This is a genomic window from Acidovorax sp. (assembly GCF_021287135.1).
Taxonomy (GTDB): domain Bacteria; phylum Pseudomonadota; class Gammaproteobacteria; order Burkholderiales; family Burkholderiaceae_C; genus Acidovorax.
Genome location: NZ_JAJTBB010000017.1, coordinates 30997 through 55946 on the forward strand (window position 1 = coordinate 30997; position 24950 = coordinate 55946).

The following is a 24950-nucleotide window of genomic DNA, read 5'->3' on the forward strand; positions in this document are numbered from 1 at the left end:
ACGTATGACCATTCTCGACACCCAACTCAACCCCCGCTCCGCGGACTTCCAGGCCAATGCCACCGCCATGCGCGCGGTGGTGGAAGACCTGCGTGCCCAGCTCGACAAGGTCGCCCAGGGCGGCGGCGAAGCGGCCCGCGCCAAGCACACCGCGCGCGGCAAGCTGCTGCCGCGCGAGCGGGTGGCGAACCTGCTCGACCCCGGCACGCCCTTCCTGGAGCTGGCCCCGCTGGCGGCGCTGAACATGTACAACAACGACGCACCGGGCGCGGGCCTGATCGCCGGCATCGGCCGCGTGAGTGGGGTGGACTGCATGATCGTGTGCAACGACGCCACGGTGAAGGGCGGCACCTACTACCCAATGACGGTGAAGAAGCACCTGCGCGCGCAGGAGGTGGCCGCGCAGAACCGCCTGCCCTGCATCTACCTGGTGGACTCGGGCGGCGCCAATCTGCCCAACCAGGACGACGTGTTCCCCGACCGCGACCACTTCGGCCGCATCTTCTACAACCAGGCCAACATGAGCGCCCAGGGCATCGCGCAGATCGCGGTGGTCATGGGCAGCTGCACGGCCGGGGGGGCGTACGTGCCCGCGATGAGCGACGAGTCCATCATCGTCAAGAACCAGGGCACCATCTTCCTGGGCGGCCCGCCGCTGGTCAAAGCCGCCACGGGCGAGGTGGTGAGCGCGGAAGATTTAGGGGGCGGCGACGTGCACACGCGCCTGTCGGGCGTGGCGGACCACCTGGCGCAAAACGACCTGCATGCGCTGCAACTGGCACGCACGGCGGTGCGCAATTTGAATAGAAACAAGGCCCCAGCGCTTGCTGATAAAGCGCCGGCAGCTCCTAAATTTGTAGCGGAAGAGCTGTACGGCGTGATCCCCGTGGACACGCGCAAGCCCTTTGACGTGCGCGAGATCATTGCCCGCGTCGTGGACGGCAGCGAGTTCGACGAGTTCAAGGCCCGCTTCGGCAACACGCTGGTCTGCGGCTTTGCGCGCATCGAAGGCATGGCCGTGGGCATCATCGCCAACAACGGCATCCTGTTCAGCGAGAGCGCGCAAAAGGGCGCGCACTTCATCGAGCTGTGCTGTCAGCGCAAGATCCCGCTGGTGTTCCTGCAGAACATCACCGGCTTCATGGTGGGCCGCAAGTACGAAAACGAGGGCATCGCGCGCCATGGCGCCAAGCTGGTCACGGCCGTGGCCACGGCGAGTGTGCCCAAGTTCACCATCATCATCGGCGGCAGCTTTGGCGCGGGCAACTACGGCATGTGCGGCCGGGCGTACAGCCCGCGCTTCCTCTGGATGTGGCCCAACGCGCGCATCAGCGTGATGGGCGGCGAGCAGGCCGCCAGCGTGCTGGCCACCGTCAAGCGCGACGGCATCGAGGCCAAGGGCGGCCAATGGAGCATGGAGGAAGAAGAAGCCTTCAAGGCCCCCATCCGCCGCCAGTACGAAGAGCAGGGCCACCCTTACTACGCCACCGCCCGCCTGTGGGACGACGGCGTGATCGACCCGGCCGACACGCGCCGCGTACTGGCACTGGGCCTGGCCGCCACGCGCAATGCGCCGATCGAAGACACGAAGTTCGGCATCTTCCGCATGTGAGGTGGTTGATGGACGCCGTGGCCCACTTCACCCAGCTCGCGCGTTACAACGTGTGGGCCACGTCGCGCCTGCTGGATGCGGTGCGGGCGCTGCCGGAGGAGGGCTACCGGCGTGATGCGGGCCTGTTCTTCCACAGCATCCACGGCACGCTGAACCACCTGCTGGTGGGCGAGCACCTGTTGTGGTTCGTGCGGTTTGCTGAAGGCCGCTCGCCTACGGTGGCGCTGAACGCCGAGGTGGAACCCGACCGCGCACAGCTGGACGCCCGGCTGCGCGAAGGGGCGGCCCGCTGGGCGCCGCTGATCGCCTCGTTTTCACCCGACCGGTGGGGCGGCACGCTCGACTACACCACCATGCGCGGCACGGCGGCATCGCTGCCGTTTGCGGCCACGCTGGCCCATGTGTTCAACCACGGCACGCACCACCGCGGGCAAATCACGGCGGCCTTGACCGCCATGGGCCAGCCCAGCCCCGAGCTGGACCTTGTCTACTTCCTGCAAAACCCTTCCCAGCCATGAGCAGCCAGAACCTGACGATCACCCAATCCGGCGCGGTGGCGCGCATCACGCTCACGCAGCCCGAGGTGCGCAACGCCTTCAGCGATGAGGTCATTGCCGAGATCACCGCTGCCTTTGTCGATGTGGGCAGCCGCGCCGACGTGCGCGCCGTGGTGCTGGCGGCCGAAGGCCCGGCCTTCTGCGCCGGTGCCAACCTGAACTGGATGCGCCGCATGGCCGACTACACGCGTGACGAAAACGTCGCCGACGCCGGCAAGTTGGCCGAGATGCTGCGCGTGATCTACGAATGCCCCAAGCCCACGATCGCCCGCGTGCAGGGCGACGTGTACGCCGGCGGCATGGGTCTGGTGGCCGCCTGCGATATGGCCGTGGCGGTGGACTCGGCAGGCTTTTGCCTGAGCGAGGTGAAGCTGGGCCTGATCCCCGCCACCATCAGCCCTTACGTGATCCGGGCCATGGGCGCGCGGGCGGCGCACCGCTACTTCCTCACGGCCGAACGTTTTGATGCGGCCGAGGCGCTGCGCATCGGCTTTGTGCACAGCGTGGTGGCGGCCGAGCAGCTCGACGCCAAGGTCGACGAGCTGCTCAAGCACCTGACCAGCGCCAGCCCCAACGCGGTGCGCGTGTGCAAGAAGCTGGTCATCGACGTGGCCGAGCGCGAGATCAACGCGGGCTTGATCGCCGCCACTGTGCAGGGCATTGCCGACATCCGTGCCAGCGACGAGGGCAAGGAAGGCGTGCAGTCCTTCCTGAACAAGCGCAAGCCGAACTGGTTATGAGACGCCCCCCTGAGGCGCTGCGCACCTTCCCCCCGCTCTCGCTGCGCTGCGCGCAGCGGGCAGGGGGACGACGCCCTCGCTGCGGGGCGGCCCTTGCTCTGCGTCCCGCGCATAGTGCGCGCCATTTTTTGCCGCTAGCGAACTTTCACTGTGGTGGGGAGAGCTTCTGACATGGACACCCTCTGGTTCAACATCGTGCAGTGGCTCCACACGCTGGGGCTGCATGTGGACGGCGGCACGGCCCGTGCCGTGGGCGAGGCCGCGGCCAACGCCACGGCGCGGCTCGACATGCCCAGCCTGCTGGCGCTGGCCGCCGCCCTGGGCTGGGCCAGCGGCTTCCGGCTGTATGCCGTGGTGTTCCTGGTGGGGATGATGGGCGTGCTGGGCTGGATGCCGCTGCCGCCCGGCCTGGCCATGCTCCAGCACCCGCTGGTGCTGATGGTCAGCGGCTGCATGCTGCTGGTGGAGTTCTTTGCCGACAAGGTCCCGTGGGTGGACAGCGCGTGGGATGCCGTGCATGCCTTCATCCGCGTGCCGGCGGGCGCCCTGCTGGCCGCGGGGGTGTTCGGCGCCGACAACGCCACCATGGCCGTGGTGGCCGGGCTGCTGGGCGGCTCGCTGTCGGCCACGGCCCTGGCCACCAAGATGACCACCCGCGCGGCTGTGAACACCTCGCCCGAGCCGTTTTCCAACTGGGGCTTGTCGTTCTTTGAAGACGGCCTGGTCGTGGCCGTGGTGTGGCTGTCCACGCAGCACCCGGTGGCCTTCGGCATCGCGTTGGTCGTGATGGTGGTGGTGTCGGTGCTGCTGCTGGTGGTGCTGTTCAAGTTTCTGCGCGCTGTGGTGCGGCGTCTGTCTTCTTTCTTTTCTGGTTCTGCCAAGGTGGCTTAGATGTTTACGAAAATTTTGATTGCCAATCGCGGCGAGATCGCCTGCCGCGTGGCTGCAACGGCCAAGCGCCTGGGCGTGAAGACCGTCGCTGTGTATTCCGACGCCGACGCCAACGCCAAGCACGTCGCCGTCTGCGACGAGGCCGTGCACATCGGCGGCAGCGCGCCCAAGGACAGCTACCTGCGCTGGGAGCGCATCATTGAAGCCGCCCAGGCCACGGGCGCGCAGGCCATCCACCCGGGCTACGGCTTTTTGAGCGAGAACGAAGACTTCGCCCAAGCCTGCGCGGCGGCGGGCCTGGTGTTCATCGGCCCGCCCGCTTCGGCCATCAAGGACATGGGGCTCAAGGCGGAGTCCAAGCAGCTCATGGAAAAGGCGGGCGTGCCCCTGGTGCCCGGCTACCACGGCAGCGACCAGGACCCTGCTCTGCTGCAGCGCGAGGCCGACCGCATCGGCTACCCTGTGCTCATCAAGGCCAGCGCGGGTGGTGGCGGCAAGGGCATGCGCGCGGTGGACAAGGCTGAGGACTTCGCCGCCGCGCTCGACTCTTGCAAGCGCGAGGCCATCAACAGCTTTGGCGACGACGCAGTGCTGGTCGAAAAATACGTGCAGCGCCCCCGCCACATCGAGATCCAGGTGTTTGGCGACACGCACGGCAATTGCGTGTACCTGTTCGAGCGTGACTGCTCGGTGCAGCGCCGCCACCAGAAGGTGCTGGAAGAAGCCCCGGCCCCCGGCATGACGCCCGAACTGCGCGCACAGATGGGCGAGGCCGCCGTGGCCGCCGCCAAGGCCGTGAACTACGTGGGCGCGGGCACGGTGGAATTCATCGTGGAGCAGCCGGGCGGCTATGAGCGGCCCGACCAGATGAAGTTCTACTTCATGGAGATGAACACCCGACTGCAGGTGGAGCACCCCGTGACCGAGGCCATCACCGGGCTGGACCTGGTGGAGTGGCAGCTGCGCGTGGCCTCGGGCGAGCCGCTGCCTTTGAAGCAGGCCGACCTGCGCATCATGGGCCACGCCATCGAGGCGCGCATTTGCGCCGAGAACCCGGACAACAACTTCCTGCCCGCCACCGGCGCGCTCAACGTGTATGCGCTGCCCGAGTGCTTGACGTTCGAGCGGGGCGCGGTCCGCGTCGATTCCGGCGTGCGCCAGGGCGATGCGATCAGCCCGTTCTACGACTCCATGGTGGCCAAGCTCATCGTGCACGGCGACACGCGCGAACAGGCGCTGGCGCGGCTGGACGAGGCGCTGGCGCAGACCCACATCGTGGGCCTGGCGACCAATGTGCAGTTCCTGCGCCGCGTGGCGCGCACCGAGGCGTTTGCCGGCGCCCAGCTCGACACCGCGCTCATCCAGCGCGAGCAGGCCGTGCTGTTCCACCAGGAGCCCGTGGGCCTGCCCCTGGCCGCAGCAGCGGCTGTGGCCCAGACGCTGTTGCGCGAGCGCGCCAGCGAAGGCGCGGACCCGTTCAGCCGCCGTGACGGCTTCCACACGCATGGCGTGGTGCAGCGCCGCTTTGCGTTTGAATTTGGCGGAGAGCACGCCAAGGCGCTGCTGACCTACGAGCGCGGCGGCAGCCTGCATCTGGCCGTGGGGGAAGGTGAAAACGCCGTGGCCGGGCCGCTGGTGTTTGCGCCGCAGGCCGAAGGCATCGAACTGCAGTTTGCCGGCCAGCGCACCCGCGCCGCCGTGTATGCGCAGGGCGAGGTGGACCATGTCTTCACCCCGCGGGGTGCCACGCAGATCACCGCGATCGACCTGTTGGCCCACGCCGGCGAAGCCGCGGCCGAGGGCGGGCGCCTGACGGCCCCCATGCCCGGCAAGGTCGTGTCGTTCGCCGTGAAGGCGGGCGATACCGTCACCAAAGGCCAGCCGCTGGCGGTGATGGAGGCCATGAAGATGGAGCACACCATTGCCGCCCCAGCCGATGGTGTGGTGCAGGAACTGCTCTACGCGCCCGGCGACCAGGTGGCCGAAGGGGCCGAGCTGCTCAAGCTGGTGGCGGCCGAGAAATCCTGAGCCACCAACCCGCGCCCTGCAGGCGACAGCATCGGATGCCCAATGCGGCTACGCTTGGGCCCCATGAAAATCACCTTTTGCTGTACCGACACCAAGGCCGATCCCTGGCTGCAGGGACTGTCCGCCGCATTGCCCGGCGCCGAGATTTCCGTGTGGCTGCCGGGCGCGCCCCCGGCCGACTACGCCGTGGTCTGGGCGCCGCCCCAGCAGTTCATGGACGAGCAGCCGGGCCTGAAAGCCTTGTTCAACATCGGCGCGGGCGTGGATGCCTTGCTCAAGCTGCGCTTGCCCCCGCAGGCGCTGGTGGTACGGCTGGATGATGCGGGCATGGCCGTGCAGATGGCCGAATACGTGTGCCATGCGGTCATCCGCCACTTCCGTGAACTCGATGGCTACGAGGCCGACACCCAGGCCGGCCGCTGGGGCTACCGCAAGCCGCGCCTGCGCAGCGACTATCCCATCGGCGTGATGGGCCTGGGCGTGCTGGGCGAGCGCGTGGCCCGTGCGCTGGCGCAATTTGACTTTCCGATCAACGGCTGGAGCCGCAGCGAAAAGGCGATTGACGGTGTGCGCGGCTTTGCGGGCGCGGCGCAGTTCAACGACTTTCTGGCGGCCAGCCGCGTGCTGGTGAACCTGCTGCCCCTCACGCCGGATACCGCCAACATCATCAACCAGGCCACCCTGGGCCGTTTGTTGCCTGGCGCCTATGTCATCAACGTGGCGCGCGGCGCCCATCTGGTGGACGAAGACCTGCTCGCAGCTCTCGACAGCGGCCACGTGGCAGGCGCCACGCTGGATGTGTTCCGCACCGAGCCGCTGCCCGCCGGCCACCCGTTCTGGACGCACCCCCGCATCACCGTCACGCCCCACACCTCGGCACGCACGCTGCGCGACGAGAGCATTGCCCAGATCGCGCGCAAGATGGCGGCGCTGGCACGGGGCGAGGCCGTGGCGGGTGTGGTGAACCCCGGCCGCGGCTACTGAGCCGCGCCAGCACGCCGCTCAGTCCACCGTCACGCCCGCGTCGCGCACCAGCTTGCCCAGGCGCTGTGCGTCGGCCTTGATCAGCGCGCCAAAGTCGGCCGCGCTGCCTGCCACCACGGGCGTGCCGATGGCCTCCCATTTGGCGCGGAAGGCCGGCTCCTTGAAGATCGCATTCACCGTGGCATTGAGCTTGTCGATGACGGGCTGGGGCGTGCCGGCCCGCACCGCAATGCCGTGCCAGCCGGTGATCTGGTAGCCGGGCACGCCGGCCTCGGCCAAGGTGGGCACGTTGGGCAGCACCTTGGCCCGTTCGCTGGAGGTCACGGCCAGCGGAACCAGCTTGCCCGCCTGGATGTGCGGCAGCGAGCTGCCCACGATGTCGAACATCACATTGACCTGGCCGCCGATCAGGTCGTTGAGTGCCGGGCCCGCGCCCCGGTACGGAATATGCGCCAGCTTCACGCCCAGCATGCTGTTGAACAGCTCGCCCGCCAGGTGCTGGGGCGTGCCGTTGCCGGCCGATGCGTAGCTGAGCACCGGCTTGCCGGCCTTGGCCAGGGCCAGGAATTGGGCCAGCGTTTTCACCCCCAGCGACGGATGCACTTCGAGCACCAGCGGAAAGGCGGACAGTTGCACCACCGGGGCCAGGTCGGTCAACGGGTTGAACGGCATGCTGCTGTACAGCGAAGCATTCACCGCCATGGGGCCGCTGGCCGCCAGCAGCAGCGTGTGGCCGTCGGCGGGGGCCTGCTTGGCGACCTCGGCGCTGCCGGTGTTGCCGCCCGCGCCGCCCTTGTTGTCCACGATCACGGGCACGCCCAGGCGGCTTTGCAGCTCGGGTTGCAACATGCGCGCCATCAGATCGGTGGGGCCGCCGGGCGGGTAGGGCACGACGAAGCGGATGGTCTTGCTGGGCCAGGCGCTGGCCGCTGTCTGTGCGGTGGCTGCGCCTGCCATGCCCAGTGCCAGCGGCACGGCGCAGGCGGCGTGCAGCAGGGCGCGCCGGGTGGCGCGCAGCGCGGGGGGAGGGGTGCGGTGGTGTTGCATGTCTGTCTCCTGGGGGGATGGATAAGGCCCGTCTGGCGCGGGTTGTGGTCGGTGAGTTGCGGGCGCTTTTCAGCCTGCGCCAAAGCGCTGCCGGATATCGGCGGCCGTGGCCAGCGGGCGGCCTAGCGCCTGTGCCGCTTCCACCGCCTGGCGCACCAGTGCGGCGTTGTCGGGCGCCACGCGGCCGTCCTTGCACAGCAGGTTGTTTTCAAACCCCACGCGGGCGTGGCCGCCGAATACGGCGGCGGCGGCCACGCAGGCGTTCTCGGCCGCCCCAAAGGCGCACACGGCCCAGGGCTCGTTGCCGTCGTGGGCGTTCAGAAACGGCAGCAGGTCGCGCGGGCTGGAGGTCTGGCCCGCGCTGTAGCGGCCCAGCACGAACAGCAGGAACCACGGTGCCTCAGGCACTACGCCGCTGGCGCGCAAGGCCTGCCAGCGGCGCAGGTCGGCCACGTCGTAAAGGATGACCTGCACCATGGTGCGGCGCTGGGCCAGGCCGGTGAAGAAGCGCTGCAGCCCGGCTTCGCCGATCTCGGGCTTGTCCACCTCGCGCAGGCCGATGGAGACGGCCTCGGGCTGCAACGCCTCCACCATGGCGATCTGCGCCGGGGCCTGGTACACGGCGGCGGCTTCGCTGGTGATCTGGATGACCATGGCATCGCCCACGGCCTGGCGCACCGCGCGCTGTGCCTCGCGGTAGCCCTCCACATCCAGGCTGTGGCGGCCTTGTGCATCGCGGATATGCATGTGCAGCATGGCCGCGCCCGCATCCAGGCAGGCCTTGGCCGTGGTGGCCAGCGTGGCAGGGGTGATGGGCACGGCCGGGTGGTCGGCGGGCTGTTTGTACGCGCCGTTGGGGGCGACGGTCACGATCAGCGGGTCGGCCCACGGGCTGGCCATGGCAAGTGATGCGGGCGATGCGGTCATGAACGATCTCGGTTATGGGGGGATGCGTCGGTAGGGGGCTCGATGGTGGGCAGTTCGCTGGCCAGCAGGGCCAGGCCCTGGCGCAGCAGCGTGTCATAGCGCGCGCGCTCGGCCTGCTTGCGGTCTTCGGGCCAGTCAAAGAAGCCTTTGCCGGTCTTCATGCCCAACTGGCCCAGGGCCACCTTGTCGCGCAGGGCCTGGGCGGGCACGTCGGTGTTGGACAGCGTGGGGTACATGGTGGCTGCGGCGGCGGTGTGTACCTCGATGCCCGCGTGGTCGCGCTGCAGCACCGGCCCGGCCGCGAGAAAGCGAAAGCCAAAGCCAAAGCGCACGGCGGCGTCCACGTCCTCCGGCGAGGCAATGCCTTCGTCGATGAGCGCAAACGCCTCGCGCGACAGCGCATGCTGCATGCGGTTGGCCAGAAAGCCCGGCTTGTCTTTCTTGACCAGCACCGGCACGCTGCCGCAGCCGCGCATGAAGGCATGCAGCCAGGTGCCCAGGGCCGCGTCGCTGCGCTCGCCCAGCACCACCTCCACCAGCGGCACCAGGTGGGCGGGCATGAAGAAGTGCAGCCCCAGCATGCGCTGCGCCGTGGCCAGCCCCTGGGCAATGGCGCTGATGGGAAAGCCCGAGCTGTTGCTGGCCAGCACGGCGTTGGCGGGCGCGATGGCTTCCAGCTCGGCAAACAGCTGCTGCTTGGCGGCCAGCTGTTCGGTGATGCATTCGACCACCAGCACCACGCTGGCCCAGTCCACCTCCTGCAGCGACGCGCATACCTGCACCGGGCCTGCATGGGTGGCCTGGCCTGCAGCGGCCAGCTCCTGGGCGATGTGGGGCAGAAGCCGGTTGCGGCGCTCGCTGTGCGGGTCCACCACCGTGACATGGGCGCCCCCGCGCGCCAGGACCACGGCCACATCGGCCCCCATGGTGCCTCCGCCCACCACCACGGTGCGTGCGTTGCGAGGCGAACTGTTGTCCATCGTGTCTCCTGTTGATTGCTGAGCGTGCTTGCGTGCAATGCAGTCTAGGGAGCCTGCATTGCGCGGTCCAGACGTCTTTTTCGATAGACTGATCGGCTATGAAGATCAATTGGTCTGCCCGCGAGGTGGATGTGTTCCTGTCGCTGGCCGAGACGCTGAGCTTTCGGCGCACGGCCTTGCAGATGCATTTGTCGCAGTCGGCGGTGTCGGGCACGGTGGCGCGGCTGGAGGAGATGCTGGACGTGCGCCTGTTCGAGCGCACCACGCGCACCGTGCAGCTCACGCTGGCGGGCGAGGTGTTTGCCGAGCAGGCGCGGTTCCTGCGCCACCAGATGGAGGAGACCGTGCGCCGCGTGCAGGAGGTGGCGCAACTGCAGGTGGGCCGCGTGGCGCTGGCGGCGCTGCCGTCGCTGGCCGCCGGGGCCGTGCCGCGCGCGTTTGCCCGGTTTGCCGCGCAGCACCCAGGCGTGCAGATGGAGCTGATCGACAGCCTGGCAGGCCCGGCGTTTGACATGGTGCGCGCCGGGCGGGTGGACTTTGCCCTCACGGCCGCCAACCCCGCCTATGCGGACCTGGACTACACCCCGCTGGTGTCCGACCGGTTTGTGCTGCTGCTGCCGCGCACCCACTCCCTGGCCCATGGGCGGGGCGCCATTGCCTGGGCCGACGTGGCCGAACTGCCCCACATCTCCATGCCCGCGGGCACCAGCGTGCGGCAGTACGCGCAAGAGGCCTTGCTGACGCACCGCATTCGCTTTGAACCCCACTACGAGGTGGAGCACCTGGCCACCATTGCGGCCATGGTGGCGGCGGGGCTGGGGGTGAGCGCGCTGCCCGAGCTGGCAGCTCAAGTAGTGCGCAGGCCCGAGGTGGTGACGCGAGCGCTCAAGGCGCCCGTGCTGCACCGGCCCATCGGGCTGATCACGCTGCGCGGGCGGCCGCTGTCGCTGGCGGCGCAGGCCATGGTGGCCTTGCTGCGGCAAGAGGTGGAAGGCGCTGACAGGCAAGGGGCCTGATGGCGCGTCCGGCGAATGGTCTGGCACGATATGGGGTGGCTCCGCGGCGGCGCTGGCGAGACAATGGCGGCATCTCTTGATCTCACTCCCTGGTAGCCCCATGAGCATTCCCTCCCGCGTCCGCCTCATCGACGTTGGCCCCCGCGACGGCCTGCAGAACGAAAAGACCCCGGTGCCCGCCGCCGTCAAGATCGAGCTGGTGCACCGCCTGCAGCAGGCGGGCCTGCAAGAGATTGAGGTCACCAGCTACGTCAGTCCCAAGTGGGTGCCGCAGATGGCCGACAACCACGAGGTGATGAGTGGCATCACCCGCCAGAGCGGCGTGGCGTATTCGGTGCTCACGCCCAACCTCAAGGGCTTTGAGGCGGCCGTGCTGGACCAGCCGGACGAGATCGTGGTGTTCGGCTCCGCCAGCGAGGCGTTCAGCCAGCGCAACATCAACTGCAGCATTGCCGAGAGCATTGAGCGCTTTGCACCCGTGGTGCAGGCCGCATTGGCCGCAGGAATCCGCGTGCGCGGCGCGATGAGCTGCACCGTGGGCTGCCCGTACGAAGGCGACATCGCCCCCGAACGCGTGGCGTACCTGGCGGGCCTGCTCAAAGGCATTGGCGTGCAGCGCGTGGACGTGGCCGACACCATCGGCGTGGGCACGCCGCGCAAGGTGCAGCGCGCCATCGAGGCGACCTTGCAGCACTTCGGCATTGACGAGGTCTCGGGACACTTCCATGACACCTACGGCCAGGCGCTGTCCAACACGCTGGCGGCGCTGGAACTGGGGGTGTGGAACTTCCAGTCGTCCGTGGCCGGGCTGGGCGGGTGCCCCTATGCCAAGGGCGCCACCGGCAACGTGGCCACCGAAGACGTGGTCTACATGCTGCAGGGCATGGGCATCGAAACCGGCATCGACCTGGACCGGCTCATTGATGCGGGAGCCTACATCAGCGGTTTTCTGGACCGCAAACCCAACTCGCGCGCAGCCAATGCCTTGCTGACCAAGCGCGCGGGCTGAGCGCCGATTCACGCCCCCCGGATGCCGTCAACCGGCGTCCGGCGTGCCGCCTAGCACCTTCCACAGCGTCACACGGTTGACCTGCTCGGCCAGGCGCAGGCCGATCAGGGCCTGCTGCGCCGCATACAGGCTGCGCTGCGCATCCAGCACCGTGAGGTAGTTGTCCACCCCGGCCTTGAAACGCGCCTCCGACAGATCGAACGCCTTTTGGGTGGAGGCCACCAGCCGCGTCTGCGCGGCGATGCGCTCGTCCCATTGCGCACGGTCGGCCAGCACATCGGCGGTCTCGCGGAAGGCGGTCTGCACGGCCTTTTCGTACTGGGCCACCGCGATGCGCTGGTTGGCCTCGGCCACCTGCACGTTGGCGCGGTTGCGACCGGCGTCGAAGATGGGCAGGCGAACCAGCGGCACAAAGCTCCAGGTGCCGCTGCCCGCGCCAAACAGGCCGTCCAGCTCGCGGCTGCCGGTGCCCACGTTGGCCGTGAGGCTGATGGTGGGGAACAGGGCTGCCCGCGCCGCGCCGATGTTCGCCTCGGCGGCGCGCAGGGCGTTCTCGGCGGCCTGTACATCGGGCCGGTTGAGCAGCACGCTGGAGGCCAGCGGCACCGGCACGGGCTGCAACGCCGCCGGGGCCTGCGCGTCTGCACGCAGCGTGCTGGCGGTGGGCCCGAGGGCCGCAGGCACCGGGCCGCCCACCAGCAGTTGCAGGGCGTTGCGGTCGCGCTCCACCTGGGCCAGGTAGGTCGCCACATCGCCGCGTGCGGCGTCTACCGTGGTTTGCGCCTGGGCCAGCACCAGCCCCGAGGTCGATCCGATGGCGTGGATGCGTTCGGTCAGGGCATAGGCCTTCTCGCGGCTGGCCAGGGTGTCGCGCGCCAGTTGCAGCCGGGCCTCATCGGCGGCCAGGGTGAGCCAGGCGTTGGCCACATCAGCCACCAGGCCGGTCTGGATGTTGCGCCGGTTTTGCTGGCTTTGCAGGAATTGCTGCAGTGCCGCCTCGTTGAGGTTGCGCACGCGGCCCCAGAAGTCGATCTCGTAGCTGGCAAACCCCAGCTGGGCCGTGTATTGCGTGGCCACCTGTGCGGGCGCCGTGGCACTGCTCATGCCGGCGGCCGTGCGTGCGCGGTTGGCCTGCGCCTGCGCGGTGACGCTGGGCAACAGGTCGGCGCGGGTGATGCCGTACTGGGCGCGGGCCCGCTCGATGGCCTCGACAGCCACGCGCAGGTCGCGGTTGTTGGACAGCGCCAGTGCGATGACATCGCGCAGCGGCGGGGCCTGCACCCAGCCCAGCGCGGCGGCCGCCTGCAGGCCGGCCTCGGTGGCCTCGGCGGACTGCTCGCCCCGGGGGCCGACGGTATCCGGCACGGGGAGGGCGGGCGCCTGGTGGACGGGGGCCAGGTTGCAGCCCGCGAGCAGCGCGGCAGCGGCCCAGGCTGCGGCAAGGGCAGCGGGCCGGTGCGGGCGGCCCTGCGACAAGGGTGGGCGCGTCATGCTGCGCTCTCCTGAGTGGGGTGCGGTGGGGTCGTGGCAGAGGGTGGCGGCGCGTCGTCTCCGCTGCGCGACCGGCTCTTGAACCAGCGGCGGATGAGCAGGAAGAACACCGGCACCAGGAAGATGCCCAGCACCGTGGACGCCAGCATGCCCCCCAGCACAGCGGTGCCGATGGCCACCCGGCCGCCCGCGCCCGCCCCGGTGCCGATGGCCAGTGGGATCACCCCGAAGCCAAAGGCCAGCGAGGTCATGAGGATGGGCCGCAGGCGCAGGCGCACAGCGGCCACGATGGCATCGAACAGGTTCTTGCCCTGCTCCTGCAGCTGCACCGCGAACTCGACGATCAGGATCGCGTTCTTCGACGCCAGCCCCACCGTGGTCAGCAGCCCCACCTGGAAGTACACATCGTTGGTCAGGCCGCGCGTGTAGGTGGAGGCGAGCGCGCCCACCACGCCCAGCGGCACGGCCAGGATCACCGACAGCGGCACGGTCCAGCTCTCGTACAGGGCGGCCAGGCACAGGAACACGAACAGGATCGAGATCGCGTACAGCATGGGGGCCTGCGCGCCCGACTGGCGTTCCTGCAGCGAGGCACCCGTCCATTCGTAGCCGATGCCCGGGGGCAGGGTGCGCAGGATGTCTTCCGCGATCTTCATGGCCGCGCCCGAGCTCACGCCCGGCGCGGCACGGCCTTCCAGCTCGTAGGCCGGGTTGCCGTTGTAGCGCATCAGCTGCGGCGAGCCGTAGGCCCAGTAGCTGGACGAGAACGCGCCGAACGGCACCATCTCGCCCTTGCTGTTGCGCACGCTCCAGCGGGCCACGTCCTGCGGCAGCATGCGCGCCGGGGCGTCGCCCTGGATGTACACGCGCTTGACCCGTTCGTTGTTCAGAAAGTCGTTCACGTACGTGCCGCCGATGGCGCTGGAGAGCACGCTGTTGATGTCGTTGTACGAGAGCCCGAGCGCGGCGGCCTTGCGGTCGTCGATGTCCAGGCGCAGCTCGCTGGCGTCTTCCAGGTTGGTCATGCGCAGGTTGGTCAGCTCGGGCCGCTTGCGCGCTTCGCTCAGGAAGGTGTTGGTGGCGGCCAGCAACGCCTGGTGGCCCAGGCCGTTCATGTCCTTGATCACAAAGTTGAAGCCCGAGCTGGAGCCTAGGCCCCGCACGGCCGGCGGCATGACGACCAGCACCCGCGCGTCCCGGATGGAGGCCAGGTCGCGCGTGGCCTTGTAGGCGATCTGCGCGGCCGCCTGGTTGGGCAGCGGGCGGTCTTCCCAGGGTTTCAGGCGCACAAAGCCGCGGGCCGAGGCCTGGTCGCCGTTGATGCCCGAGACCTGGTAGAAGCTCAGCACATCGGGCTGCTGCGCGAAGTACTCGCGCACCTGGTCCAGCACGCTCTGCAGCCGCGCATCGGCGGCGCCCGAGGGCAGGTTCACGTTCACATACAGGAAGCCCTGGTCTTCGTCGGGCAGGAACGAGGTGGGCAGGCGCGCCATGAGCAGCCACACCACGCCGCACACGGCCAGAAAGATCAGCGCCATGCGCTTGGTGCGGCGCAGGGTGTAGGCCACCGTGCCCTGGTAGCGCGAGGCCGTGGCATCGAAGTGGTGGTTGAACCAGCGGAAGAACCGGTCGTTCAGGCCCAGCAGGCCGCGGCGGATGGGCCGGTCGTGCCCGGCCGCTGCGGCTGCGGGCTTGAGCAGCGTGGCGCACAGCGCGGGGGTGAGCGTCAGCGCCACGAACACCGACAGCGCCATGGCCGCCACGATGGTGATGGAGAACTGCCGGTAGATCACGCCGGTGGAGCCGCCGAAGAACGCCATGGGCACGAACACCGCCGATAGCGTGACCCCGATGCCCACCAGGGCGGGCGTGATCTCGCGCATGGACTGGCGGGTGGCGTCCTTGGCGGACTGGCCGGTCTCGTGCATCACCCGCTCGACGTTCTCGACCACCACGATCGCATCGTCCACCAGCAGGCCGATGGCCAGCACCATGGCGAACATCGTCAGCGTGTTGATGGAATACCCCGCCAGCGACAGCACGCCGAAGGTGCCCAGCAGCACCACCGGCACGGCAATGGCAGGGATCAGGGTGGCGCGGAAGTTCTGCAGGAACACGAACATCACGATCACCACCAGGATCATGGCCTCGCCCAGCGCGCTGACCACTTCCTTGATGGAGGCGCGCACGAAAGGCGTGGAGTCCGAGCTCACGAAGTAGTCGATCTGGTTGGGAAAGTAGGGCTTGAGCTCGGCCAGCTTGGCGGCGATGGCGTCGGCCACCTGCATGGCGTTGGCACCGTCGGCCAGCACGATGCCCATGCCCGCGCCAGGCATGCCGTTGAGTTTGGCCTTCACGGTCAGGTTCTCGGCGCCCAGCTCCACCCGGGCCACGTCCTTGATGGTGACGACCGAACCGTCGAGCGCCGACTTGAGCACGATGCGCTCGAACTGCTCCACGGTCTTGAGCTTGGTGCGGGCCGTGATGGTGGCGTTGAGCTGCTGGTCGGCCACGGCCGGCAGGGCGCCCAGCTGGCCGGCGGACACCTGGGCGTTCTGGGCGTTGAGCGCATTGACCAGGTCCGACGGCATCAGCGCGTACTTCTCCATCTTGGCCGGGTCCATCCAGATGCGCATGGCGTAGTTGGTGCCGAACACCGTCACGTCACCGACGCCGTCGATGCGGCCGATCACGTCCACCAGGCTGCTGGTCAGGAAGTCGCCGATGTCCACGGCGCTCATCGACGGGTCCTTGGAGAAGAAGCTGTAGGTGACCAAAAAGTCCTGCCCGCCCTTGTTCACGAACACGCCCCGGCTCTTGACGGCGTCCGGCAGGCGGTTGGTGGCGGCCTGCAGCTTGTTCTGCACCTGCACCTGCGCGACGTCGATGTTGGTGCCGGGCGCGAAGGTCAGCGTGGTGCGCGAGCGGCCCGAGGCGTCCGAGGTCGAGCTCATGTAGAGCATGTTGTCGATGCCCTTGAGCTGCTGCTCGATGATCTGCGTCACCGAGTTCTCGACCGTCTCGGCCGAGGCGCCGGTGTACTGCGAGCCGATGGTCACGCGCGGCGGAGCGATGTTGGGGTATTGCTCCAGCGGCAGCGTGACGATGGACAGCGCGCCGCCCAGCATGATGATGATGGCGATGACCCAGGCAAAGATGGGCCGGTTGATGAAGAACTGAGCCATGTGCCGCGTCCTTCGTGGTCAGCGCGAGGCGGCTGCGGCGGGCGCGGGGGCCGCAGCAGATGCGGATGCGCTGGCGGGCGGCGCGCCGGCCCCCGGCGAAGGCTTGCCGCCGCCCTTGGCGGGTGCGCGCGGGTCCACCTCCACCGGCTTGACCTTGTCGCCGGGCTTCACGCGCTGGAAGCCTTCGACAACCACGCGTTCGCCCGCGGCCAGTCCACTTTGCAGCAGCCATTGGTTGCCCACCGCGCGGTCGATGCCGACGGGGCGCTTTTCCACCACGTCGCCTTCCTTGACCACCAGCACGCTGGGCTTGCCGGTGAGATCGCGGGCCACGGCCTGCTGGGGCACCAGCAGAGCCTCGGGCGCGAGCCCCGTGGGCAGCAGCGCCTGCACGTACATGCCGGGCATCAGCGTGCCCTTGGGGTTGGGCACCACGGCCCGCAGCGTGACGGTGCCGGTGGTGGCGTTGACGATCATGCCGGCAAACTGCAGCTGGCCGCGCTGCGGGTATTCGCTGCCGTCGTCCAGCCGGATGCGCACGGGGATCTTGTCGCCCTCGACCTTCTGGAAGCGGCCGGCGTCCCAGTCGCGCTGCAACTGCATCAGCTCGGTGGTGGACTGGGTGAAGTCCACGTACATCGGGTCGAGCTGGACGATGGAGGTCAGCGCGTCGGCCTGGTTGGCCGTGACCAGCGCCCCCGGCGTGACGTTGGACAGGCTGATTCGGCCGCTGATCGGGGCCTCGATGCGGCTGTACTTGAGGTTGATGCGCGCCGTGGCCAGGTTGGCCTGGGCCACGGCCACGTCCGAGCGCGACTGAGCGGCGGCGGCCTGGCTTTCTTCAAACGCCTGCTGGCTGATGGCGTCGATCTTCACCAGCTCGGCATTGCGCCTGGCCGTGGCCTCCTGGGTGCGCGCGGTGGCCTCGGCCTTGGCCAGGGCCGCCTGGGCGCTGGCCTCCGTGGCCCGCAGCGACGCGTCGTCGATTTGGTACAGCGGCTGGCCCTGGCGCACCAGCATCCCTTCGGTGAACAGGCGCTTTTGCAGGATGCCCGACACCTGGGGCCGCACTTCGGCCGTGAGCGAGGCGCGGGTGCGGCCGGGCAGGGTGGCTTCGAGCTGCTGGCTTTGCGGCTGGAGCGTGACCACGCCCACCTCGGGCGCGGGCTTGGCCGGTGGGGCCGCTTCGCCCGCCTTGCCGCAGCCCGCCAGGGCCCCGGCGATCAGCAGCAGCCCCAGCATCGCTCCCCGGTACGGCAAGGCCCCCAGGGCCGGGCGGGCAGCGCGGCGCAAAGCAGGGCAGGCAGGGGTGGGCGCAGGCAGGCTCGGGCCCAGCGGGGACAGCGCGGCATCGTTCATGGGTGTGGGAGCGTGGGGTTTCGGAGGGGGACGGCCCATTGTGGGGGCCGCACATTTCCTGTTTGTAAAGCAGCCCCCGATATTGGCATGCCGCGGCGGGGTTGCGCAGCGCACGGCAAAATAGGGGGAGAACCGCTACCCCATCCTTCCCTGTCAGCCGCTGGAGACCAACCCGCATGTGTGGAGCCGAACTGAAAAACCTGCCCGAGGGCGTGCAGCGCGTGGCCGCGGCCCTGGAATCCCTGGGCCACCCCCACCGCCCGCAGATGCTGGACGACGCTGCGCGCACCGCGCAGCAGGCGGCCGATGCGCTGGGCATTGCCGTGGGGCAGATCGCCAAGAGCATCATCTTCCGCCGCAAGAGCGATGACGCGGCCGTGCTGGTGGTGACCTCGGGCGACCGGCGGGTGGACGAGAAAAAGGTGGAAGCGCATGTGGGCGGCAAGATCGGCCGTGCCGACGCGGAGTTCGTGAAGAGCCGCACGGGCTTTTCCATTGGCGGCGTCTCGCCCGTGGCCCATGCCACGCCGCCCGTCACGCTGATCGACCAGGACCTGCTGCGCTTTGACGTGGTGTGGGCGGCGGCCGGGCATCCGCACGGCGTGTTTGCGCTGCACCCGAGCGACCTGCAGCGCCTGACTGGCGCGCCCGTGGTGGACGTGGTGCAGGTGCCCGTGCCCGACGCCGCGGCAGCCACCGGGGCGGCAGCCGCATGAGTGATGCTACTGAATCGATAGCTGCTCGCGCCCGCCTGATGGACGATGCGGGCTATTTTGATCCGAATTCTGACGAGGTCGTGCCGTCGCCGTGCATTTCGGTGTGCCGCATGACGGAAGACCGCAGCCGCTGCGAAGGCTGCTTTCGCACCATCGACGAGATCCGCGCCTGGTCCGGCGCCGACAGCGCCCGGCGGCGGGGCATCTGGGTGCTGCTGCTGCAGCGTGCCGGCGCGGCCGTGCCGCCGTCGCTGGCCGGCGCTGACTGCGGCGCGAAGGAGCCGCACGCATGAAGCACATCACCTTCTACCTGGACTTTGTCTCGCCCTACGCCTGGCTGGCTTTCGAGCGCCTGCCCGAAGCCCTGGCGGGTTTGAGCTACCACGTGGAATACCGGCCGGTGCTGCTGGGCGCGCTGCTGCAGCAGCACGCCAACCCCGGCCCGGCGGGCATTGCCCCCAAGCGCGACTGGACCTACCGCCACGTGAGCTGGCTGGGCCATGCGCAGGGCACGCCGCTGCAGATGCCCGCCCGCCACCCGTTCAACCCGCTGCCGCTGCTGCGCCAGGCCCTGGCCTGCAGTGACGATGGCCGCATCAACCGCTATGTGGCGGGCACGGTGCTGCGCCATGTGTGGGTGGGCGGGCACGACGCGCTGGACCCCGCGCGGCTCGCCGCGCTGTCGGCCGCGCTGGCCGAGCAGATCCGCCCCGGGCAGGACGTGAACAGCGCCGAGCCCAAGGCCCTGCTGCGCGCCAACACCGAGGCGGCGCAGGCGGCCGGGGTGTTTGGCGTGCCGGCCTTCGGGGTGGATGGCAAGATCTTCTGGGGCCTGGACGCCCTGCCCATGCTGCGCGCGTACCTCGACGGCGACGCCTGGTTCGATGGGCCCGACTGGGACGTGGCGCCGCGCACCCCGTCGGGGCTGCCGCCCGCCACGCGCTGAGCCGGGCCGGCGCCTTGGTGGGCAGGCGCTGCAAGCGTCCCGCAAGGGGCCGGTGGTGCAATGGCTTCAACGCTGCCCGGCAGCGAGCGAGGTCTGCATGCCCAACGCCTTTTCCTTTGCCCATTCGCCGTTCGACTGCCTGGAGGCCGAAGAGCAGCGCATGGTGCGCGACCACGTCGACATCGGCTACTACGCGCCCGGGCAGGTGCTGCTGGAGCGCGGCGCCGCCCCCACGCACCTGTTTGTCATCGTCAAGGGCCATGTGGCGCAGGAGGACCAGGGCGACACGGTGGTCACCTACGGCCCCGAGGACAGCTTTGACGGCCGCAGCCTCGTGGCCGGCCGCGCCAGCAGCCGCTTTGTGGCCACCGAGGAAGTCATCACCTACGAGCTGGCCCGCGCCACGGTGCTGGAGCTGATCGCGCGCAACGCCACGTTCGGCGCGCTGCTGTTTTCTGACCTGGGCCACAAGCTCAGCGTGCTGGCGCAGCGCCAGCACCCGCGCGACCTGCCCTCGCTCAGCCTGTCGCGCGTGGGCGACGCCTTCCTGCGGCCGGTGCATGAGGTGCCCGCCACGCTGGACGTGCTCAGTGCCGTGCGCCGCATGCACGCCGAGCGCACGGCCAGCGTGCTGGTGCGCGACGACGCCGCCACGCCGCCGCGCCGCGGCATCTTCAGCCGCACGCTGCTGGAGCGCGCCATCCTGTCGGGCCGGCCCCTGGACCAGATGCCCGTGGGCGAGTGGGCGCGCTTCCCGGTGGTGGAGGTGCGCGCGGGCGACGCGGTGGGCGACGCCATGGCGCTGATGCTGCGCCACCGCATCCACCGCCTGGTGGTGGTGGACGGCGAGCGCACGCTGGGCATGCTGGAGTCGCTGGATTTGCTGAGCTATGTGTCCAATCCCTCGCACCTGGTGGCGCTGCAGATCGACAACGCCAGCTCGCTGGACGCGCTGGCCGACGCCGCGGCGCAGATCGACCGCGTGGTGTCGGTGCTGTTTCGCAGCGGCACGCGCGTGGGGCTGGTGGCGCACCTGGTGCAGCAGCTCAACGCGCGCCTGTTCCTGCGGGCCTGGCAGCTGATTGCGCCGCCGGAGCTGGTGGCGAACAGCTGCCTGTTCGTGATGGGCAGCGAGGGGCGGGGCGAGCAGCTGCTCAAGACCGACCAGGACAACGGCCTCATCCTGCGCGACGGCTACACGCCGCCGCCCGACCTGGCGGACCTCTGCGACCGCTTCTCGCAGGCGCTGGGCCGCTTCGGCTACCCGCCGTGCCCCGGCGGCATCATGCTCAGCCAGCCCCTGTGGCGGCGCAGCAGCAGCGAATGGGCGCGCCAGCTGCAGGACTGGGTGTGGCGGCCCGAGGGCGAGGCGCTGATGCACCTGGCGATCTTCCTGGACGCGCACGCCGTGGCGGGCGACGCCGCGCTGCTGGACGCGGCGCGGGCCAGCCTGCTCGCGCTGGCCACGGACCATGAAGGGCTGCAGAGCCGCTTTGCCGCTGCCATCGACGCCTTCGGCCACGCCGGCCCCAGCTGGTGGAGCCGCTTGCTCACCCCCGGTGCCGCACCCGAGCCCTGGCACATCAAGAAGGAAGGGCTGTTCCCGCTGGTGCATGGCGTGCGCAGCCTGGCGCTGGCGCACCGGGTGACCGCCACCGCCACCACCGACCGCATCGAGGCGCTGGTGGCCCTGGGCGCCTTGAGCCCTGGCGAGGGTGAAGACCTGGCTGAGGCCCTGCAGGTGCTGATGGCCCTGCGGCTGAAGGCCGGCCTGGCCGAGCGCGAACAGCAGCGCCCCATCTCCGGCACGGTGGCGCCCGACCAGCTGGGCAGCCTGGACCGCGACCTGCTCAAGGACGCGCTGGGCGTAGTCAAGCGCTTTCAGCAGATGCTGCGCACGCGCTTTCACCTGGGGGTGCTCTGATGGCGCTGCACAGCCCCTGGTCCGCCGCGCGCCGCCGCTGGCTGCAGCACCGCCTGCGCCGGCCCGACTACGCGTTTGTGCTGGAGCCCGGCCCGCCCGACGAGTGGGTGGCCATCGACTGCGAAACCACGGGGCTCGATGTGCGCACGGACGAGGTGGTCTCCATTGGCGCCGTGCGCGTGTGCGGCCAGCGCATCGTGGCCAGCGAGCGGCTGGAGCTGCTGGTGCGGCCCGCCGGCCCGGTGTCGGCCCAGAGCGTGCGCATCCACCGCCTGCGCGAGCAGGACGTGGCGCAGGCCCGGCCGCTGCCGGAGCTGCTGCCCCAGCTGCTGCACTTCATTGGCGGGCGGCCGCTGGTGGGCTACTACCTGGAGTTCGACGTGGCCATGCTCAACCGCGCCGTGCGGCCCTGGCTGGGCATCGGCCTGCCGCAGCCGTGCATCGAGGTCTCGGCGCTGTACTACGACTACCGCTTCCGCCAGCTGCCGCCCTACCAGCAGCACGCCAATGCCGACATCGACCTGCGCCTGGCCACTCTGGTGCGCGAGCTGGGCCTGCCCGCGCGCGACGCGCACGACGCGGTGAATGATGCCGTGACGGCGGCGCTGGCGTTCATCAAGCTGCGGCGGCTGCTGGGTGGGGCGTGACGCCGGGCGGCAGCCTGGGTGCCTTTGGCTGCTATTGAAATGGTAGCTGCTTGCGCTTATTCATCAAGCGCTGGAGGCTGATTTCTCTATGAATCAGTCACCCCTGGCACACCCCGCCCGTTCGGGCTGAGCCCATCGAAGCCGGGGCACGGTGCCTCCGCAGCCCTTCGACCAGTTCAGGGCGAACGGCCCAGCCCCGCTCACAGCACCTTCACCGCCAGCTTGAAGTCCGGGTCTTCCTCAAAATGCTTGATCTGGAAGCCCAGGTGGCGCATGAGCTTGAGCATGTTGCTGTTGTGGGCCAGCACCAGCCCCTCGATCTGCGCCAGCCCCTTGTTGCGGGCGAACTCGGTGATGGCCGCCATGAGCCGCGAGCCCAGGCCCTGGCCCGCGAACTCGTCGGCCACCAGCAGCGAGAACTCGCAGGTCTTGAGGTCCGGATTGGTCACGTAGCGCGACACGCCGATGATGCGCTCCGTGTCGATGAACTCGCCGTCGGCCCCCAGCTTGCGTTCGCGGTGCACGGCCACCAGGGCCATCTCGCGGTCGTAGTCGATGAGCGTGAAGCGCGCCAGCATGCGCGAGGGCAGCTCGGGCATGGACGAGGCAAACCGGAAGTAGCGGCTCTCGGACGACAGGCCCTTGACCAGCGCCTGCAGCATCGAGGCATCGTCCGGCCGCACGGGGCGCACGGTGTAGAGGCCGCCGCCGCGCATGGGCCATTCCTGCTCGAAGTGCGAGGGGTAGGGCAGGATGGCCAGGTGCCCGTAGTGCTGCCCGTGCGCGGACGTGGGCTGCACCACGATGCGCGCATCCACCGCCAGCGCGCCGGATTCGTCCAGGATGATGGGGTTGATGTCCATCTCGCGCAGCTGGGGCAGCTCGCACACCATTTCGGACACGCGCAGCAGCACGTGTTCCAGCGCCGCCATGTCCACGGGCGGCGCGCCGCGCCACTCGCCCAGCGTGGCGGCCACGCGGGCGCGCTGCACCAGGCCGCGCGCCAGGAACTGGTTGAGCGGCGGCATCTCCATGCTGCGGTCGCCGATCAGCTCGATCATCGTGCCGCCCGCGCCGAACGTGATCACCGGGCCGAACAGATCGTCGGTCACCAGGCCGATGTACAGCTCGCGCCCGCGCCGCTGCGCGGACATGTTCTGCACCGTCACGCCGTTGATGTGCGCGTCCGGCCGCAGCTGCGCCACGCGCTTGACCATGTCGTTGTAGGTGTCGCGCACCTGCGTGGCGTTGGGCAGGTTCAGCGCCACGCCCTGCACGTCGGACTTGTGCGAGATGTCCGGCGAGTCGATCTTGAGCGCGGCGGGGTAGCCCAGCTGGGTGGCGATCATCATGGCCTCGTGCGCGTTGCGCGCCAGGATGGTCTTGGTGACGGGGATGTGGAACGCCGCCAGCAGCGCCTTGGATTCCAGCTCGGTGAGCACATAGCGGCGCTCGGCCAGCACGCTCTCGATGAGCAGGCGCGCGCCCTCCACGTCGGGCTTGGCCAGGTCGTGCGCCAGCGGGGGCGGCGTCTGCTGCAGCAGCAGCTGGTTCTCGTGGTGGTTGGCGATGTTGGAGAACGCGTCCACACCCGCTTCGGGCGTGCGGAACGTGGGGATGGAGGCGGCGTTGAGCACGGCCCGCGCCTCGTTCACGGTGGAGTCGCCCATCCAGCAGGTGAACAGCGGCTTGCTGACCGACAGCTGCGTCTGCACCAGCGCCTGGGCCACGCGGGTGGGGTCCGAGCCCAGCTTGGGCGAGTAGATGACCAGGATGCCGTCGATGCCGCGCGTGGCGCTGGCCGCCTCGATGGCGGCGGTGAAATGCTCGGGCGTGGCGTCTTCCGACAGGTCGATCAGGTCCTTGAGCGAGGCCTGCGGCGACAGCCGGGGCGCCAGCGCGGTGGCCGTGGCGTGGTCCAGCTTGCCCAGCTGCAGCCGCAGTTCATTGGCCCAGTCGGCCGCCAGCACGCCGGGCCCGCCGCCGTTGGTGATGACGGCCAGGTGCCGGCCCGAGGGCTGGTAGCGCGAGGCCAGGCAGCGCACGGCCGAGAACAGCTGCGAGAACGTGCGCACGCGCACCGCGCCCGCACGGCGCAGGGCGGCGTCGAACACATCGTCGCTGCCCACGATGGCGCCCGAATGCGTGAGCGCCGCCTCGTTGCCCGCGGGCTTGCGGCCGGCCTTGAGCACGATCACCGGCTTGGCACTGGCCGCGGCGCGCAGTGCGCTCATGAAGCGGCGCGCATTGCGGATGCCCTCCATGTAGATCACGATGCTGTGCGTGTGCGGGTCCGCCGCCAGAAAGTCGAGCGCGTCCGCCAGGTCCAGCGCCGTGTTGGGCCCCAGGGACACCACGGCCGAGAACCCCACGCCGCTGCGCTGCGCCCAGTCCAGCGTGGACGCCGTGAGCGCGCCGGATTGCGACAGCAGCCCCAGCGGCCCGGGCTTGGCCAGCGCCCCGATGACGCTGGCATTCAGATGGTGGTGCGGCCGCTGAAAGCCGTTGCAGTTGGGCCCCAGCAGGTGCAACTGGTGCCGCTGGGCGGTCGCGTGCAGCCGGGCCGCGTCCTGCGCGTTCAGGCCCGAGGAGACCACCAGCGCCGCACGGCAGCGGATGCGGCCGGCCACTTCCAGCGCGCTGTCCATCTCGTCCACCGTGGGCAGCGCGATCACCGCCAGCTCCGCGCGCGAGCGGGCCAGGTCGGCCAGCGTGCCGCTCATGCGGATGTCGACAAAGCGCAACTCGCCCGTGTACCCGCAGCCGCGCAGCTGGTCGGCCAGGGTGCGCGCCAGGCCGGGCTCCAGCGCGTCGGGGTCCAGGCCACCCGCGAACACGACGATGGAAGCGGGGTTGAACAGAGGTTGGAGGAAATGCTTGTCCATGGTGGT

General features: G+C 69.6%; 20 protein-coding genes. 13 read left to right on the plus strand and 7 right to left on the minus strand.

All coding sequences use genetic code 11. From position 1 onward, the window contains the following. Window positions 1–4: 4 nt before the first annotated feature. The 6 genes from LWW96_RS03825 (at window position 5) to LWW96_RS03850 (ending at window position 6812) form a co-directional block, all read left to right on the plus strand. Window positions 5–1612 (plus strand): carboxyl transferase domain-containing protein, encoded by a 1608-nt coding sequence (locus LWW96_RS03825; protein WP_291484346.1) that lies wholly within the window; start codon window positions 5–7, stop codon window positions 1610–1612. Window positions 1613–1620: 8 nt separating this feature from the next. Continuing rightward, complete coding sequence (locus tag LWW96_RS03830; protein WP_291484347.1) at window positions 1621–2130, plus strand: DinB family protein; 510 nt, start codon at window positions 1621–1623, stop codon at window positions 2128–2130. After that, window positions 2127–2909, plus strand: a complete 783-nt coding sequence (locus LWW96_RS03835; protein ID WP_291484348.1) for an enoyl-CoA hydratase/isomerase family protein — start codon at window positions 2127–2129, stop codon at window positions 2907–2909. The genes LWW96_RS03830 and LWW96_RS03835 overlap by 4 nt, the downstream gene beginning before the upstream one ends. A 171-nt stretch (window positions 2910–3080) precedes the next feature. Beyond that, on the plus strand, window positions 3081–3800 hold the full coding sequence (locus tag LWW96_RS03840) for a DUF4126 domain-containing protein (protein ID WP_291484349.1): 720 nt from the start codon (window positions 3081–3083) through the stop codon (window positions 3798–3800). Next, the gene (locus LWW96_RS03845) at window positions 3801–5828 is read left to right on the plus strand and encodes an acetyl/propionyl/methylcrotonyl-CoA carboxylase subunit alpha (RefSeq protein ID WP_291484350.1); all 2028 of its coding nucleotides are present in this window, start codon (window positions 3801–3803) and stop codon (window positions 5826–5828) included. 63 nt (window positions 5829–5891) lie between these two features. Next, entirely contained in the window at window positions 5892–6812 is a 921-nt protein-coding gene (locus LWW96_RS03850) for a glyoxylate/hydroxypyruvate reductase A (protein ID WP_291484351.1), read from the plus strand. 18 nt (window positions 6813–6830) lie between these two features. Here LWW96_RS03850 and LWW96_RS03855 read toward each other — a convergent pair whose 3' ends face one another. The 3 genes from LWW96_RS03855 to LWW96_RS03865 form a co-directional block, all read right to left on the minus strand. Next, complete coding sequence (locus LWW96_RS03855) at window positions 6831–7859, minus strand: tripartite tricarboxylate transporter substrate binding protein (protein WP_291484352.1); 1029 nt, start codon at window positions 7857–7859, stop codon at window positions 6831–6833. A gap of 69 nt (window positions 7860–7928) precedes the next feature. Next, window positions 7929–8786, minus strand: a complete 858-nt coding sequence (locus tag LWW96_RS03860; RefSeq protein WP_291484353.1) for a 3-keto-5-aminohexanoate cleavage protein — start codon at window positions 8784–8786, stop codon at window positions 7929–7931. Continuing rightward, the gene (locus LWW96_RS03865; protein ID WP_291484354.1) at window positions 8783–9766 is read right to left on the minus strand and encodes a 3-hydroxyacyl-CoA dehydrogenase NAD-binding domain-containing protein; all 984 of its coding nucleotides are present in this window, start codon (window positions 9764–9766) and stop codon (window positions 8783–8785) included. The genes LWW96_RS03860 and LWW96_RS03865 overlap by 4 nt, the downstream gene beginning before the upstream one ends. Window positions 9767–9864: 98 nt before the next feature. Here LWW96_RS03865 and LWW96_RS03870 point away from each other — a divergent pair, with 98 nt between their 5' ends. Together LWW96_RS03870 and LWW96_RS03875 are read left to right on the plus strand one after the other, a co-directional pair. After that, complete coding sequence (locus LWW96_RS03870; RefSeq protein ID WP_291484355.1) at window positions 9865–10782, plus strand: LysR family transcriptional regulator; 918 nt, start codon at window positions 9865–9867, stop codon at window positions 10780–10782. 100 nt (window positions 10783–10882) lie between these two features. After that, window positions 10883–11791 (plus strand): hydroxymethylglutaryl-CoA lyase, encoded by a 909-nt coding sequence (locus LWW96_RS03875; protein ID WP_291484356.1) that lies wholly within the window; start codon window positions 10883–10885, stop codon window positions 11789–11791. Between the two features lie 27 nt (window positions 11792–11818). Here the strand turns inward: LWW96_RS03875 and LWW96_RS03880 are convergent, their stop codons facing one another. From LWW96_RS03880 to LWW96_RS03890, 3 genes are read right to left on the minus strand one after another with little or no spacing between them, the layout of a single operon-like run. Beyond that, window positions 11819–13282 (minus strand): efflux transporter outer membrane subunit, encoded by a 1464-nt coding sequence (locus tag LWW96_RS03880; protein WP_291484357.1) that lies wholly within the window; start codon window positions 13280–13282, stop codon window positions 11819–11821. After that, window positions 13279–16467, minus strand: a complete 3189-nt coding sequence (locus LWW96_RS03885) for an efflux RND transporter permease subunit (RefSeq protein ID WP_291484358.1) — start codon at window positions 16465–16467, stop codon at window positions 13279–13281. The genes LWW96_RS03880 and LWW96_RS03885 overlap by 4 nt, the downstream gene beginning before the upstream one ends. Window positions 16468–16485: 18 nt before the next feature. Beyond that, entirely contained in the window at window positions 16486–17826 is a 1341-nt protein-coding gene (locus tag LWW96_RS03890) for an efflux RND transporter periplasmic adaptor subunit (protein ID WP_291484359.1), read from the minus strand. 176 nt (window positions 17827–18002) lie between these two features. On the opposite strand from LWW96_RS03890, the gene LWW96_RS03895 reads away from it, so the two are divergent. The 5 genes from LWW96_RS03895 (at window position 18003) to LWW96_RS03915 (ending at window position 22059) form a co-directional block, all read left to right on the plus strand. Beyond that, on the plus strand, window positions 18003–18542 hold the full coding sequence (locus LWW96_RS03895) for a YbaK/EbsC family protein (protein ID WP_291484360.1): 540 nt from the start codon (window positions 18003–18005) through the stop codon (window positions 18540–18542). Window positions 18543–18580: 38 nt separating this feature from the next. After that, entirely contained in the window at window positions 18581–18835 is a 255-nt protein-coding gene (locus LWW96_RS03900) for a DUF1289 domain-containing protein (protein ID WP_291484376.1), read from the plus strand. Then, complete coding sequence (locus tag LWW96_RS03905; RefSeq protein ID WP_291484361.1) at window positions 18832–19488, plus strand: 2-hydroxychromene-2-carboxylate isomerase; 657 nt, start codon at window positions 18832–18834, stop codon at window positions 19486–19488. The genes LWW96_RS03900 and LWW96_RS03905 overlap by 4 nt, the downstream gene beginning before the upstream one ends. Before the next feature lie 97 nt (window positions 19489–19585). Continuing rightward, the gene (locus LWW96_RS03910; RefSeq protein ID WP_291484362.1) at window positions 19586–21412 is read left to right on the plus strand and encodes a DUF294 nucleotidyltransferase-like domain-containing protein; all 1827 of its coding nucleotides are present in this window, start codon (window positions 19586–19588) and stop codon (window positions 21410–21412) included. Then, the gene (locus LWW96_RS03915; protein WP_291484363.1) at window positions 21412–22059 is read left to right on the plus strand and encodes a 3'-5' exonuclease; all 648 of its coding nucleotides are present in this window, start codon (window positions 21412–21414) and stop codon (window positions 22057–22059) included. Before LWW96_RS03910 ends, LWW96_RS03915 begins: the two co-directional genes overlap by 1 nt. Window positions 22060–22259: 200 nt before the next feature. On the opposite strand, the gene LWW96_RS03920 is transcribed toward LWW96_RS03915, so the two are convergent. After that, window positions 22260–24944: a bifunctional acetate--CoA ligase family protein/GNAT family N-acetyltransferase gene (locus LWW96_RS03920; protein ID WP_291484364.1), complete on the minus strand. Its 2685-nt coding sequence runs from the start codon at window positions 24942–24944 to the stop codon at window positions 22260–22262. Window positions 24945–24950 lie beyond the last annotated feature (6 nt).